This window comes from Nonomuraea sp. NPDC048901 (genome assembly GCF_040649695.1).
Taxonomy (GTDB): domain Bacteria; phylum Actinomycetota; class Actinomycetes; order Streptosporangiales; family Streptosporangiaceae; genus Nonomuraea.
Genome location: NZ_JBEZFW010000007.1, coordinates 497,492 through 511,387, shown reverse-complemented (window position 1 = coordinate 511,387; position 13,896 = coordinate 497,492). Strand labels below are relative to the sequence as shown.

Below are 13,896 nucleotides of genomic sequence, written 5' to 3'. Positions count from 1 at the left end.
TGACCCGCCCCGAGCCGCTCACCCCGAACTCACGACCCCGGCGCCATGAATCGCACCGAGCGCGGTCGCGATGCCCACCGCCAGCGCTTCCAGGTCGGACCCGGACAAGGGCCCCTGTTCCCGTACGGCCTTCGCCAGATCCGGCCCTTTTACGTATTCGGTGACGAGATAGGCGACATCCCCATCCATCCCGGCATCCAGCACCGGAGCCGTACAGAATCTGGCCACCCGGCGAACCGCGGCCACCTCGCGCTCGAACCGCCGCCGGAACGCGGGATCGCGGGCCAGCTCGGGATGGATCACTTTGATGGCGGCCAGTCCACCGGTGGGCGTGCTGGCGAGATGAACCTCACCCATGCCACCCCGGCCGAGCACCCGCCGCAGCGTGTACCCGCCTATGACCCGCTCGCCACTCATCGCAGACACCCTAGCCAGGGTCAGCGCACATTCCCGAGGTCGCCCACCTCCAGGGCCAGCTCAGTCCGGGCCCGCGACCATGAGGAATGTCGTCAATGCGGTGAGTATGAGGAACACCACCCCGACCAGCACCAGGCCGACGGCCAGCAGCCGTTTCGGCGGGTCGGGCCGTTCCCCCGAGCGTTCCGAATCCCTTTCCACGGCCGACAAACTAACACCTGACAGCGAAGGTGACAAATAATGTCAGGCAGCCCAGGAGCTCAAACCAAGAATGGCGAGTTTCTTTACCGAACCCAGCTTTCTTTAAAGCACCCAGCGCAAAGGAATGAACAATTCGGAATGACAGCCGACCTAGTCCTGGGCGCTACGGCCTTCCGTACGGGCGATGGCGATCGAGCCGGTCGAGCCGCGCAGGCCGAAGCCGTACCGATACTGCTGCCGCGCCTGCGGCGTCGCGAGCATGTCACCGATGGAGCCGGTGCCCAGCCGGCGCCATTTCCCGCCGCTCTCGGCATAGGAGGTGATTCTGTCGCCGGACAGCATCAGGGCGAAGCGGTCGCCCTGCTTGAGAGTCAGTGGCGTCGAGCCCGGGACGCTGACGAAGGCGCCGTCCATCTGGACTTCGAGCCCCGATTCCTTGCGGGTGTTGTTGTACCAGGCGGTCACATAGCTATTGCCGTTTTTCACCCACCCCACGAAAAGGCTGTCCTCCGGCTGCCCGGTGTTCGCGAACGTGCCCGCCGTCAGCACGCTGACGGCCGCACCGGCGGGTGGCAGGCCGCTCTCCCCGGCGACCAGGCCGAAGAACGGCGCCGATCCGGTCCCGGTGAACCGGCCGCCCCCGGCCCTGATCGCGGGCATGGCCTCGTTGTTGTTCGGCTGGAAAGTGGCGTACTGCTGGGAGGTGTCCTTGCCGAACTGGTCGGCGACATCGAGGTGCGAGAACGTCGCGAGGTCGAAGGGCCCAGTCGGCTGTCCGCCGCCCGAGCCGCTGAGCCAGTGCGGCACGACCAGCACCGCAGCCGTCACGGCCGCCGCCGTGAGCACGGCGGCCACCGCGATCACCGCCCCTCGCGGACGCTTCCGGGATGACCTGGGATGTACGGCCCTGCCCGACGGCGAAGTCGGCCCGCGCTCCGGGTCCCCGCTGGACAGCGAGGCCGGTCCATGCTCCTGGCCCCCGCCGACGGGCCGGAACGCCGCTCCGCCCATCGGGCCCGCCTGGACGGCGCCCATCGGACCCGCCTGCGCGGCCGCGGGCGATGCCGAAGTCGATCACCACCGGCTCCTCCGGCGCGAGGATCACGTTGCCCGGTTTGAAGTCACGGTGCACGATTCCGGCCCGGTGGATCGAGGCCAGCGCGGTCAGCGTACTGACCGCCAGCCGCTCCAGCCCGCTGCCGGTACGCGGCCCGTCGTTCTTGACCAGCGCGTCGAGCGAGGGCCCTGGTACGTACTCGCTGATGATGTACGGCCGTTCGTCCACCATCCCCGTGCCGATGACCCGGGCCGTACAGAAGGCGGCGACGCTCGCCGCCACCTCCGCCTCGCGCAGGAACCGGCGCCGGATCTCGGGATCGGCCGCCAGCCGGGAGTGCAGCACCTTGATGGCCACCGGCGCCTGCCCCGGTGACTGCCCGAGATAGACCGTGCCCTGGCCACCCTCCCCCAGCACCGCCGAGATCCGATGGTCACCGATGCGTTCCGGCTCCTTGAAACCCAGCGCACGAGGAACCGTCACCGTCCACCCCGCTAAGATCGGATGATCCCCCAAAGCCGCGCCCAGGGTAACGTCCGCCCTCACACCGGCGTCGGAGAACACCGACATTTCCCGCTTTAAATCGGTTTTCCGCTTACCACCATTTCAGTACACTCGCCCGGAAACGTGGCGCGCATTGACGAGTGAGGGGAGCCGACCGTGCACAGCACCAGCAACAGCACCGCCTCGGTCATCCCCACGTCTCGCTACGAGGTGATCCTGGTGTCTTCGTCCGCCCGGCGTCGGCTGCGCGGCCGGCACTGGACGTCTCTGACGAACACCTGATCAGCCCTTTCCTTTCGGAATCGAACAAACATCGGGCGGTGTTCGTCCGGGAATCGCGCTGTCCTGTCTGAAGCGTCCCGAAGGGCCATGAGGCCGTGCGTACCGAACTGCACCGTCATCACACCGACTCGCTGAACGCCGTCCGCAACCTGGGCATCCTCGCCCACGTCGACGCCGGCAAGACCACCATCACCGAGCGGATCCTGTACCTCACCGGCGCCACCTACAAACGCGGCGAGGTACACGACGGCACGACCATCACCGACTTCGACTCCCAGGAGCGCGACCGTGGCATCACCATCTTCGCCGCGGCCGTGAGCTGCTCCTGGGACGGCCATCGGATCAATCTGATCGACACCCCGGGACACGTCGACTTCTCCGACGAGGTCGAGCGCTCGCTGCGGGTGCTCGACGGCGCGATCGCGGTGTTCGACGGCGTAGCGGGCGTCGAACCGCAGAGCGAGTCGGTGTGGCGGCAGGCCGACCGGTACGGGGTGCCGCGCATCGCCTTCGTCAACAAGCTGGACCGTGCCGGTGCCGACCTCGACACGGCGGTCGAGTCGATCCGCGAGCGGTTGCGCGTGGTCCCGCTGGTGCTCCACCTGCCGATCGGGCGGGAGGACGGCTTCACCGGAGTGGTCGATCTGCTGAGCATGCGGGCACTGGCCTGGCCCGGCAGTGGCGACCCGGTCGAGGAGGGCCCGATTCCGGACGGCCTGCGGGAAGAGGCGCACCGGCGCCGTCGGCTGCTCGAGGAGGCGGTGGCCGAGCTGCATCCATTCGCGTTGGAGGAGTTCTGCGCGGAGTCGGCGATCTCCGAACGGACTCTCGCCGCCGCGCTGCGCGACCTGACCCGTACCGGTGAGGGGGTGGTGGTGTTGTGCGGATCGGCGTACCGCAACCGCGGCATCGAACCGCTCCTCGACGCCGCCGTGGCCTACCTGCCCTCGCCGCTGGACGTGCCGGCGGTACGCGGCACGCATGACGGCACCGAGCAGGAGCGTGCCGCCGACCCGGCGGCGCCGTTCGCCGCGCTGGTGTTCAAGGTGCAGTCGACCGCCACCGGCCGGCTGACGTACCTGCGGGTGTACTCGGGAACGATGCGGAGAGGAGACGCCGTGCTGGACACCGGCGCGGGGCGCACCGAGCGGATCGGCCGGATCCTGCGGGTGCAGGCCGACCGGCACACCGAGGTGGACCGGGCGGCGGCTGGGGACATCGTCGCGGTGGTCGGGCTGAAGGCGGCCCGCACCGGCGCCACGCTGTGCGCGCCTGCGGCGCCGCTGCTCCTCGAACCGCCGACCGTGGCCGATCCGGTGGTCTCGGTGGCGGTCGAGGCCCGCAGGAGCACCGAGACCGACCGGTTGACGTCGGCGCTGGCCCGGCTGGTGGAGGAGGACCCTTCGCTGGTGGTACGCAGCGACGCCGAGACCGGTCAGACGGTGCTGTCGGGGCTGGGCGAGCTGCATCTGGAGGTCGCGGCGGAGAAGATCCGGCGCGCCCACGGGCTGGAGGTCGCCATCGGCCGGCCTCAGGTGGCTCACCGGGAGACGGTCGAGCGCGGAGTTTCCGGGTTCCTGTACCGGCACGTCAAGCAGGACGGCGGGGCGGGGCAGTTCGCGCACATCGTCCTCGATGTGGATCCGCTGGACGTCGCCGACGGCGTGGTGTTCCGCTCGACCGTCGTCGGCGGGCGGGTGCCGCGCGAGTACGTCCGGGCGGTGGAGGCCGGCTGCCGGGACGCCCTGGCAGACGGACCGCTCGGCGGCCACCCGGTGACCGGCCTGCGGATCACCCTGACCGACGGGGCCACCCATCCCAAGGACTCCTCGGAGATGGCGTTCCGTACGGCCGGCCGGCTCGGGCTGCGCGAGGCACTGCGCGCCAGCCTCCTGGTGCTGCTGGAGCCGGTGGTCGAGGTCACGGCCACGGTGCCGGACGACGCGGCCGGCGGGGTGCTCGGCGACCTGGCGGCCCGGCGCGGCCGGATCTCGGGCTCGACCGCGCGGGCGGGCACCGTGGTGATCACCGCGACCGTGCCGCTGGCCGAGGTGTTCGGGTACGCGACCCGGCTGCGTAGCCGGACGCAGGGCCGGGGCACCTTCACCACCCGAGCCGCCGGTTACGCCCCGGCCCCGAGGCCGTCCCGGTAGACGATGGCCCCGTCCGCATTCGGACGGGGCCATCAGGACCTACGTTCCCGGGCGGAAGCGGCGCGGCGGGGTGTGGATGTCGAAGCTCAGCCGTGCCTGGGCCAGGACCGAGTGCGGCACGGTGTCCGGCGTGATCAGTCCGAGGCGTTCGAAGACCGGAAATCTCGCGGATCCGGCGATGAGATGCCCGGGGGCGCATCGGCGGATGCCAGATGCTTTGACGTGCTCCTCGCCCTGGAGAGGCGGGGATTCCCGTGCTGCTTACGCAGCAGTCCATGCCGCATAAGCAGCACGAGCTGTGGAACAGGATGCTTGACGCTTCACTGACCCGCCTACCGGCAAGTCTCCACGTCCTGTCACCGCCCGTCCGGCGGCCTCGTTGTACCGATGAATCCAGGAAGTGATCTCACCGCCAGCTTGGTTGGAAGGCTAGTCGCGCGCGCCGATCAGCTCGACCGGCCGCCTCCCGAGGACGAGACGGCCGGGCAGCGCCGTGGCCAGAAGGGCGAGGCCGGCCGCGGCGGCGATCACCGCGAGGTAGGTGAGCAGCGGGACGTGTGGCAGCAAAGAACCGGTCATACCCATGCTGAACGCCGACAGGGTGACCAGCGCGATCGCCGTCCCGATGGTCACCGCGACGACGACCGCCGCCAGCGTCTCCAGCCGCAGCATCCGCAGCACCTGCCGCCGTGTGGTGCCGACCAGGCGTAGCAGGGCGAGTTCCCGTGACCTCGACGACGTGGACATGGCGATGGTGTTGACCACGGCGATCGCCGTGAACGCGATGATCAGCCCCATCGCCATGTAATTCACCTCACTGTTGGCCCCGCCCGCCTCGGCCGCCTGGGCCCGGTCCAGTACGCCGACCCCCGGCACGGCCCGTTCCAGGTCCGCCCGCGTCACCGATGGGGCCGCGACCAGCACGGTCCCGAGCGGGTCGTCCACGTGCCCGGCCACCAGCGCGTGGGAGAGCGTGAGTTCGCCGAATCCCAGCCCGCGCGAGTAGATCGCGACGACGCGCAGCTCGACGGGGGTGCCGTCACCCAGGGTCAGGTTGATCTTCGCGCCCGCCGAGACGCCGAGCCGCTCGGCCGCCGTCCGGCTGACCGCGACGGAGTCGTCGTCGAGGTCGTCGAGCGAACCGGAGACCACTCCCAGGTCCATGGTCCTGCCGAGCCCATCGGCGGTCACGGCTTGAGCGCCGTACTTGTCCAGGCCCACCCGTACGGAGGTACGCAGCACTTCGGTGACCGCCTCGACGCCCGGAAGCCGCCGGACGACCGCCGCCGTGCCGGAGGGTACGTGCGGGCCGAGGACGTGCTCCGCTCTGGTGCCCGCCGTCGCCTGCTCCTGGGCCGCGTACCCCATGGTCGTCTGTACGAACAGGATCGTGCAGGTCATCGCCACCATCAGGCTGAGCGGCGTGACGACCGAGCTCAGCCGCTTGGACGTGGCCCGCAGACCGGCGGCGGCCAGGTACCCGCTCGTCCTGGCCGCGCGCAGCGGCACCCCGAGCAGGGCGGTCGCCACCTGCGCGAGCACCGGGCCGAGCAGGGCCACGGTGACCGTCCACACCAGCGCGGTGAGCAGGGTGACCGGGCCGGAGGCCGCCTCGCTCGACAGGGCCGACAGCACCAGCGTCAGCGCGACGCCGCCTGCTCCGCACAACAAACCGGCGATCATTCTGCCCAAGGGGATGCGCGCCGTCGGCAACTCCGCCTCGCCGAGTGCCTCCACCGGGCGGATCCGTACGGCACGCCGAGCCGAGAGGTAAGCCGCCGCCCAGGCCGCCACCACGGCCGCGCCCAGCGCGGCGAGCAGCGGAAACGGACTGACCATTAGCCGCAGGTTGTCCGGCATCGCGCCCAGCGCGACGAACCTGGACCGCAACCAGAATCCCAGCCCGACCCCGGCCGCCGAGCCGAGTGTCCCGGCCACCACGCCGACCAGCAGCGCCTCGCCACCGAGCATCCCGCGCACCTGGCGGGGAGTGGCGGCGACGGCCCTGAGCAGGGCGATCTCCCGCTGGCGCTGCTGGATGGACAGCGCGAACGTGCCGACCACGACGAGGATCGCCACCAGCAGCGAGGTCCCGCCGAGCGCGCCGCCCAGGCTGATCAGCTTCACCCGCGACTGCTCGGCGTCCAGGAACTCCACGGCACCGCGCTCGTCCCCGGTGTAGGCGAGCGCGCCCTTGACCACCCCGGACACGTCCACCTGGGGAAAGACGCCGATCGCGGCCACCTGCCCCGGCCGTCCCGCCAGGCGCCGCGCCTCGACGGGTGCGAAGAACAGCGTGTCCTGGCTCGGCAGGTCCTGGGCGGTGACACCGGTGACCAGGTACGTCCTGTCCCCTGCCGCTGTCCGCACGGGCACGCGCGCGCCCACGGAGAGCCCTGACGCGGCCTCCACGACCACCTCTCCCGCCGCCCTGGGCTCACGTCCCGTGCGCAACGTGTACGGAGTGAGCGCCGCCGACTCCCAGCCGTGCCCCTGGAACCGGCGGCCCGCGACGTAGGCGGGGAAGGTCACCTCGGCGACCACCCGCGACACTCCGGGGATCCGGCGCAACCGGTCGGCCAGGGACGCGGGCACCCAGGCCCGCTCGGACAGCTGCTTGGCCTTGGTCTTGGTCTTCGTCTCGGAGGCGCGGACCGTCTGGCGGGCGAACCGGTCCCCGCTGACGATCACCGGGGCGCCCGCGTAACGTTCGGGCGCCACGCTGCCGCGCAGTCCCGTGTCCAGCAGCATGCCGCAGGCGCAGACCAGCGCGGCGGCGCAGAACAGTGCGACGAACGCCCCGGCGAAGGCGGCCTTGCGGTGCCGGAGCGTCTTCAGAGCCACAAAGATCATGGAGCTCAACGCACCCACGCTCCCAGCCTGGTCATCCGCTCGGCGACCTGCTCCGAGGTGGGCGCCGCGACGGAGCCCACGATCCTGCCGTCGGCCAGGAACAGCACCGCGTCGGCGTACGAGGCGGCCACCGGGTCGTGGGTGACCATCACCACCGTCTGTCCCGTCCCGTCCACGATCTCCCGCAGCAGCGTCAGCACGTCACGGGCGGTCATCGTGTCCAGCGCGCCGGTCGGCTCGTCACCGAACACGACCTCCGGCCGGGTGACCAGCGCCCTGGCGATGGCCACCCGCTGCTGCTGGCCGCCGGACAGCTGCGCGGGCCGGTGGCCCGTCCGTCCCGTCAGGCCCACCTTGGACACGACCTCGTCGAGCCATGCCCGGTCCACCCGTACGCCCGCCAGGCGCAGCGGCAGGGTGATGTTCTCGATCACAGTGAGCGCCGAGACCAGGTTGAACGCCTGGAACACGAAGCCGATCCGCTGCCTGCGCAGCTCGGTCAGCGCGGTCTCGTCCATCCCGGCCAGTTCGGTGCCGCCGAGCCGTACCGAGCCCGAGGACGGCACGTCCAACCCCGCCGCGCAGTGCAGGAACGTGCTCTTGCCCGAGCCCGAAGGGCCCATGACCGCGGTGAAACTCCCCCGGGGAATGCCTATCGACACCTCGCGCAGGGCCGCGACCGCGCCCTGCCCCTTGCCGTACACCTTGCTCACCGCGTCCAAGCGCAGCACGTCTGTCATGACTCTCAGCCTGCTGACCAGGTACGGCGTGGACCAGAGACGCGATCACGCCTGCACCATGACCTCATCATGATCCGGACACTGGTAGACATATCCCTGTGATTCGCGTGCTTCTGGCCGAGGACCAGCACGTCATCAGGGGCGCCCTGGTGGCCCTGCTCGGCCTCGAACCGGACCTGGAGATCGTGGCGGCGGTCGAGTCGGGCGACGCCGCCGTTCCGTCTGCCCTGGTCCACCGGCCGGACGTCGCGGTGCTCGACATCGACATGCCCGGCACGCTCGACGGCCTGGCCGCCGCGGCCGAGATACGCGCGAAGCTGCCGTCGTGCCGCACGCTCATGCTGACCGGGCACGGCAAGCCGGGGCACCTGCGCCGGGCGCTCGGGGCGCAGGTGGACGGGTTCCTGCTGAAGACCGCGCCGCCGGAGGACCTGGTGGCGGCGATCCGCGACGTCGCGGCGGGCAAGCGGGTCCTCGACCCCTCACTGGCGGTCACCGCCTGGGACCTGGCCGACAACCCGCTGACTCCGCGAGAGGCCGACGTGCTGCGGCTGGCGGCGGGCGGCGCCGACGCGGCCGAGATAGCGACCAAACTCTTTCTCGGCGCGGGCACGGTACGCAACTACCTGACCGCCATCGTCGCCAAGCTCAACGCCCGCAACCGTACGGACGCCGTCCGCATCGCCACCGAGGCGGGCTGGATCTAAACGACCATGTGCATGGAGGCCGGCGCCTGGGCCGTCAGCTCGAACCAGTCGTCGTCGCGCTCCGTGCCGAGCCGCCCGTCCAGGGCCGCCAGACGGGTGGCCAGGTTACCGATCCCGGCCGAACCGGGCCGCCCCTCCGACGAGCGCACGCCGTCGTTGCGTACACGGAGCCGTACCACCCCGTCCTCCACCACCGTCGTGATCGCACAATGCCGGGCGGAGCTGTGCCTGAGCACGTTGGTCACCGCTTCCCGGAGCACGGTGCCCAGGACGTTCTCCACCTCGGCGGACAGCTCCGCGTGCGCGAGGCCGAGCTCCACCTGGATGCCCGCGGCGGCCAGCACGGACCGTGCCGACTCGGCCTCGGCGGCCAGCGACAGCGCCGGCCGCGCACCGGAGATGACCCGCAGATCCCCCTCCGCCTTCTCGGTCATCGCCAGTACGTCCACCAACTCGGCCCGAGCCCGCGCGGGGTCCAGGCGTCTGGCCAGCTCGCACTTGAGCAGGATCGCGGCCAGGCTGTGGCCGAGCAGGTCGTGCAGGTCGCGCGCGGCGCGCAGGCGCTCCTCGACCACGGCGGCGCGGGCCAGCGCCTGCCTGGCCTCCTGCAGCTCCCGTACCAGCTGAGCGAGCTTGAGCAGCCCGTACACGACCAGGCCGGTCACGAGCGTGCTCGCGGTGAAGTTGACCGTCAGCGGGACCGGCAGGCCGAGCAGCACCGCGCTTACCGCGACGCTCGCCATCACGCACCCGACCAGCGGCCAGGCCACGCTCCATGGGAACGCGAGCAGGATCGGACCGGCGAGGAACCCGGCCGCGCCCAGCCAGGCCCGCCCGAACACCGGAATCGGCAGATAGACCAGCAGCGCCAGCAACGCGAGCGCGAGCATGTGACGCCCGTTGATCGAACGGAGCTGCATGACGACGATCACGGCGAGACAGGCCGCGGCGGGCACCATCAGGCTCGCGGGAACGAACAGCAGCGCCTTGATCGAGAACCCGACCAGCACCGCGGCCAGCAGCGCGACCGACAGCCGGTAGGCGCCCGGGTCCTCGGCCGCCTCGGCCGCCTCCGCCGGTCCCTCGGGCAGGACGGCGTCCACGGTCAACCGACCCTCGGCGGACAGGCCCGTGGTCAGGCTGCCGCCCGCCGCGCCCAGCTGCCGGGTCAGGTCGGCCAGGCCCTCGTCCTCGGCCGTGCGGGCGCCGTCGTGAGTGACGCGCAGGCGTACCGTCCCGTCGGCGGTGGTGGTCTCGATGACGCACGTCGTGGCCGTGTTCTGGCGTACGGCCTCGGTCACCACCTCGCGCAGCACCGCCGCGAGCAGCGCGCCCGCGGGGCCGAGCGGCTCGGAGTGCCCGACCCGCGTCTCGGTCTCGATCGCCGCGGCCGTCAGCATCGCGCGGGCGGTCGTCATCTCGGGCGCGAGTGACGTGGCGCGGTAGCCCGCGGCGGCGTTCCTGGCGTCGGCCAGGGAGCGGCGGGCGGTGGCAACGACCTCGCCGAGCGTCTCCGCGACGCGTTCGGGTCGATCCACGGCTTGATCCACAACAGAGGTGCGTTCCGGTCGATCCACGGCTTGATCCACAACGGAGGCGCGTTCCGGTCGATCCACAACAGACCGGACGCCGTCGGCGATCGCCGCGAGCCCTCTGCCGAGGCCGTCGCTCAGCCCGGTGGCGATGCGCAGCCGCTCCTCGGCCGCCGCCGCCAGCGCCAGCGCGAGCCGGGCGGCGTACATCTCGTCCACCCGATCGATGAGCCGGGTGAGGCCGTAGATCACCAGGGCGATCAGCACCATGCTGATCGCGGGGTCCGCCGGACCGACGACGGCGGCGCTGACCGCCACCAGCGGGGCCAGCGGCCAGGCCGGGGTCAGCAGCAGCGACCCGCCCAGGAAGCCGAGGATCCCGACGGAGGTGCCGAAGCCGAGCGTGGCCGCGTAACCGACCAGCGCCTGTACGACCAGCAGCCACGGCCCCCTGAACCGCCGCAGGGAGCGCAGTACGTAAACCAGCTGCAGCCCGAACGCCACGATCGCGAGTGGTGACCCCGCCAGCACATAGACGGACGCGAACCCGGCGAGCACCACGACCACGATCCCCCGCGCCAGGCGCGGCACCGGAACCTGCGACAACTCACTCCCCCGTGTCAGACCGGGGGCAAGCCTACGGGTTGTCCGTTTTATGAGGAGGTCATGGGTCTTCGGTGACACGGTCTCTGGTTCGGAGATCCGCGACTCGGCAGAGTCGTTGACGCAAGCCGAACGATCACTGAAGAGGACCCCTGATGCGAAACCTCGCGATACTGTCCGCCGCCGGAGCGGCCACCGCCATCCTTGCCACCGCCCTCGTGACCCCCGCGCAGGCGGCGGCCGTCTCGTGGAGCGCCTGCCCCGCCGGGCCCGGTGTCGACGCGCGACAGGAATGCGCCACGCTGAAGGTGCCCCTGGACTATCAGGCGCCCGGTGGGCCGACGATCTCGCTGGCGGTGTCGCGGATCAGGACCGCCAAACCCGCGTCGCGTCGTGGCGTACTGCTGATCATCCCCGGCGGGCCGGGCAGCCCGGGCCTGAACCGGCCCAGCGTCCAGGTCAAGCGGCTGCCGCAGGACGTGCTCGACCGCTACGACATCATCGGGTTCGACCCGCGTGGCGTGGGCCAGAGCTCCCCCGTCTCCTGCGGGCTGGCGACCGGTGATCTCTCGCTCACCAAGCTCAAGCCGTACCCCGACGCCGACGGCGGCATCGCGGAGAACGCCGCCTGGTCGCGCAGGATCGCCGAGGCCTGCGCCCGCAACGGCGGGCCGCTCATCCGGCACATCAGCACCCGCAACGAGGCCAGGGACATCGACGCCATCCGCCGGGCGCTGGGCGAGAAGAAGCTCTCCTACTGGGGCGTCTCCTACGGCACCTACGCGGGCGCGGTCTACGCCACCATGTTCCCCGAGCGCACCGACCGGGTCGTCCTGGACAGCAACGACGATCCCGATCCGAGCCGGGTGGCGCGGCAGTGGCTGGCCAACTACTCCGTCGGCGTGGAGGACCGCTTCCCCGACTTCGCCGCCTGGGCCGCGGCCCGTGACGCCGACTACGGCCTCGGTACTTCCGCGGCGGCGGTCCGCCGTACGTTCCTGGAGCTCGCGGCCGAGCTGGACCGCAAACCCTTGCCATGGCCGGGCGCCAACCCCGAGGAGCTGAACGGCAACCTCCTCCGGGAGACCATGCTCAACGCGCTCTACTCCGACGCGAACTTCCCCATGCTGGCCGGGCTCATGCACGCCGCCCTGACCACCGCCGAACTGCCTCCGCCGAACACGCCACCGGCGGCCGTCCTGCAGAACACCGCCGCCCACGCCGGCGCCACCATGTGCAACGACGTCGAGTGGACGGACTCGGTCGCCACGTTCCAGCGGCAGGTGGCGCGTGACCGGATCGCCCACCCGCTCACCGGGGGCATGCCGGTCAACATGGGGCCGTGCGCGTACTGGCCCGTCAAGCCCGCCGAGCCGCCCGTACGGGTCGGCTCGCGCGGCCCGGCCAACGTGCTGCTCATCCAGAACCTGCGTGACCCGGCCACGCCGTACAGCGGCGCGCTGAAGATGCGGCAGGCGTTCGGGCAGCGGGCCCGCATGGTCAGCGTCGACTCCGGTGGCCACGGCGCCTACCTCGCGAACGGCAACGCCTGCGGCGACCAGACCGTCACCGGCTTCCTGACCACCGGCCGGCTGCCGAACCGCGACAAGGCCTGCTGACCGGCCTCGCCGTGAAGGCTCCTCCGTACGGTCACATAGGCCCTTCTCAGGGGCGGCGGCGCGCCGACATGACCAAGGCCACCAGCAGGAACACGCCGAACACCGCGCCCAGCAAGACCAGCCCGAACCCGAGCAACAGATTCCAATTCCCGAACTCACCGAGAACCGGGAAGGCGGGATCCACGTAGTACATGACGATCCACAGGATGCCGACAACCCATGCGGCGGGCATCGCCACGGCCCAGCGTCGCACCCAGCGTGTGGACCGCGGCGGGGCGGGCGCTCCTTCACGGGGATAGGGCTCAGACACCGATTTCGCTCCTGCCGTCGGCCGGGAATCGCGCCGATGACGCTATCGGAGAAGGGGCGGCCATTAAACCCCTTGGCCATTCGGGGACCGATTCCTATGAGCTGGGGACCGAGAAGCGAGGCGATCTACGGGACCCACCACGCGCACGGCGCGTCATCCGCTCTTGACAGCGCGTGTATGGTTCCGTAAGTGCTTGATCAGCATTCGCGACAAAGGTGATTCGCATGTCATATCCCTCCCATGACCGCCATGATCGCCATCCGGGGTCGGCCCGTCCGAGAGTCAATCCGGCGCGAGTGTGGGGAGGCGGCGTGGCCGCCGCCGTGGTGGCCGCACTGATCGTGGTCGTCGGAGCCATGATCAGCAACCGGCTCCTGGGCATCCGCGCGCTGACTCCGTACGGGAACTCCGCTTACGGCAGCACGGCGATCACGGGATACGCGATCTCGGCCGCCACGGCCGCGCTCGTCGCGACGCTGCTGCTCTATGTCCTCATGCTGTCGACGCCGGAGCCGACCAAGTTCTTCGGCTGGATCGCCGGGCTCTTCACCGTGATCATCACGATCCTGCCGTTCATGTACTCCGTCGACCTCATCAGGCAGGTCGCCACGGCCGCCATCAACCTCGTCGTCGGCATCGCCATCTTCTCGCTCCTGGCCTCGATCGGGCGCACGGCCATGGACTTCGAGCACGTATCGGACCCCGACCCGTACCCGTACGAGCAGCCCCGGGGGTATGAGCCGCAAGGTTACGAGCCCCGCGGATACGACCAGCGGGGATACGAGCCCCGAGGCCACGAGCAGCGCAGGTACGAGCGCACCCGCGAATATGAACAGCGCGAATACGAGCAGCGCCGAAGCCGCGACCCGTACAACTGATCGGCTTTTGCCAGCCCGTACTCTTTTCCGGTGATGTGGC

Annotated in this window: 12 protein-coding genes and 1 pseudogene; 5 read left to right on the top strand and 8 right to left on the bottom strand. The window is 70.7% G+C overall.

Features of this window, described 5'->3' with window-relative positions:
• Positions 1 to 18: 18 nt before the first annotated feature.
• The 4 genes and pseudogenes from AB0C30_RS26990 to AB0C30_RS26975 all read right to left on the bottom strand — a co-directional run.
• On the bottom strand, positions 19 to 417 hold the full coding sequence (locus tag AB0C30_RS26990) for a protein kinase (protein ID WP_357949279.1): 399 nt from the start codon (positions 415 to 417) through the stop codon (positions 19 to 21).
• 60 nt (positions 418 to 477) lie between these two features.
• The gene (locus AB0C30_RS26985) at positions 478 to 618 is read right to left on the bottom strand and encodes a hypothetical protein (protein WP_357949276.1); all 141 of its coding nucleotides are present in this window, start codon (positions 616 to 618) and stop codon (positions 478 to 480) included.
• Positions 619 to 768: 150 nt separating this feature from the next.
• Positions 769 to 1,653 carry a hypothetical protein gene (locus AB0C30_RS26980; RefSeq protein WP_357949510.1) on the bottom strand — a complete coding sequence of 295 codons (885 nt, stop codon included), beginning with the start codon at positions 1,651 to 1,653 and terminating at the stop codon, positions 769 to 771.
• 76 nt (positions 1,654 to 1,729) lie between these two features.
• A pseudogene (locus AB0C30_RS26975) lies at positions 1,730 to 2,245 on the bottom strand (protein kinase); the annotation flags it as partial.
• 90 nt (positions 2,246 to 2,335) lie between these two features.
• On the opposite strand from AB0C30_RS26975, the gene AB0C30_RS26970 reads away from it, so the two are divergent.
• The gene (locus AB0C30_RS26970; RefSeq protein ID WP_357949273.1) at positions 2,336 to 2,461 is read left to right on the top strand and encodes a hypothetical protein; all 126 of its coding nucleotides are present in this window, start codon (positions 2,336 to 2,338) and stop codon (positions 2,459 to 2,461) included.
• Between the two features lie 95 nt (positions 2,462 to 2,556).
• Positions 2,557 to 4,614: an elongation factor G gene (gene fusA, locus AB0C30_RS26965; RefSeq protein ID WP_357949270.1), complete on the top strand. Its 2,058-nt coding sequence runs from the start codon at positions 2,557 to 2,559 to the stop codon at positions 4,612 to 4,614.
• Positions 4,615 to 5,043: 429 nt separating this feature from the next.
• On the opposite strand, the gene AB0C30_RS26960 is transcribed toward fusA, so the two are convergent.
• Together AB0C30_RS26960 and AB0C30_RS26955 are read right to left on the bottom strand one after the other, a co-directional pair.
• On the bottom strand, positions 5,044 to 7,467 hold the full coding sequence (locus AB0C30_RS26960; protein WP_357949267.1) for an FtsX-like permease family protein: 2,424 nt from the start codon (positions 7,465 to 7,467) through the stop codon (positions 5,044 to 5,046).
• A gap of 5 nt (positions 7,468 to 7,472) precedes the next feature.
• On the bottom strand, positions 7,473 to 8,207 hold the full coding sequence (locus tag AB0C30_RS26955; protein ID WP_357949265.1) for an ABC transporter ATP-binding protein: 735 nt from the start codon (positions 8,205 to 8,207) through the stop codon (positions 7,473 to 7,475).
• A gap of 98 nt (positions 8,208 to 8,305) precedes the next feature.
• Here AB0C30_RS26955 and AB0C30_RS26950 point away from each other — a divergent pair, with 98 nt between their 5' ends.
• Positions 8,306 to 8,914: a response regulator transcription factor gene (locus AB0C30_RS26950; protein ID WP_357949262.1), complete on the top strand. Its 609-nt coding sequence runs from the start codon at positions 8,306 to 8,308 to the stop codon at positions 8,912 to 8,914.
• On the opposite strand, the gene AB0C30_RS26945 is transcribed toward AB0C30_RS26950, so the two are convergent.
• Positions 8,911 to 11,052: a histidine kinase gene (locus AB0C30_RS26945; RefSeq protein WP_357949259.1), complete on the bottom strand. Its 2,142-nt coding sequence runs from the start codon at positions 11,050 to 11,052 to the stop codon at positions 8,911 to 8,913. The two genes, AB0C30_RS26950 and AB0C30_RS26945, sit on opposite strands and share 4 nt — an antisense overlap.
• A gap of 152 nt (positions 11,053 to 11,204) precedes the next feature.
• Between AB0C30_RS26945 and AB0C30_RS26940 the strand changes: the two genes are divergently transcribed.
• The gene (locus AB0C30_RS26940; RefSeq protein ID WP_357949257.1) at positions 11,205 to 12,668 is read left to right on the top strand and encodes an alpha/beta hydrolase; all 1,464 of its coding nucleotides are present in this window, start codon (positions 11,205 to 11,207) and stop codon (positions 12,666 to 12,668) included.
• Positions 12,669 to 12,714: 46 nt separating this feature from the next.
• On the opposite strand, the gene AB0C30_RS26935 is transcribed toward AB0C30_RS26940, so the two are convergent.
• Entirely contained in the window at positions 12,715 to 12,978 is a 264-nt protein-coding gene (locus AB0C30_RS26935; protein ID WP_357949254.1) for a cell division protein CrgA, read from the bottom strand.
• A 224-nt stretch (positions 12,979 to 13,202) separates the two neighbouring features.
• Here AB0C30_RS26935 and AB0C30_RS26930 point away from each other — a divergent pair, with 224 nt between their 5' ends.
• Entirely contained in the window at positions 13,203 to 13,856 is a 654-nt protein-coding gene (locus AB0C30_RS26930; RefSeq protein ID WP_357949252.1) for a DUF6069 family protein, read from the top strand.
• Positions 13,857 to 13,896 lie beyond the last annotated feature (40 nt).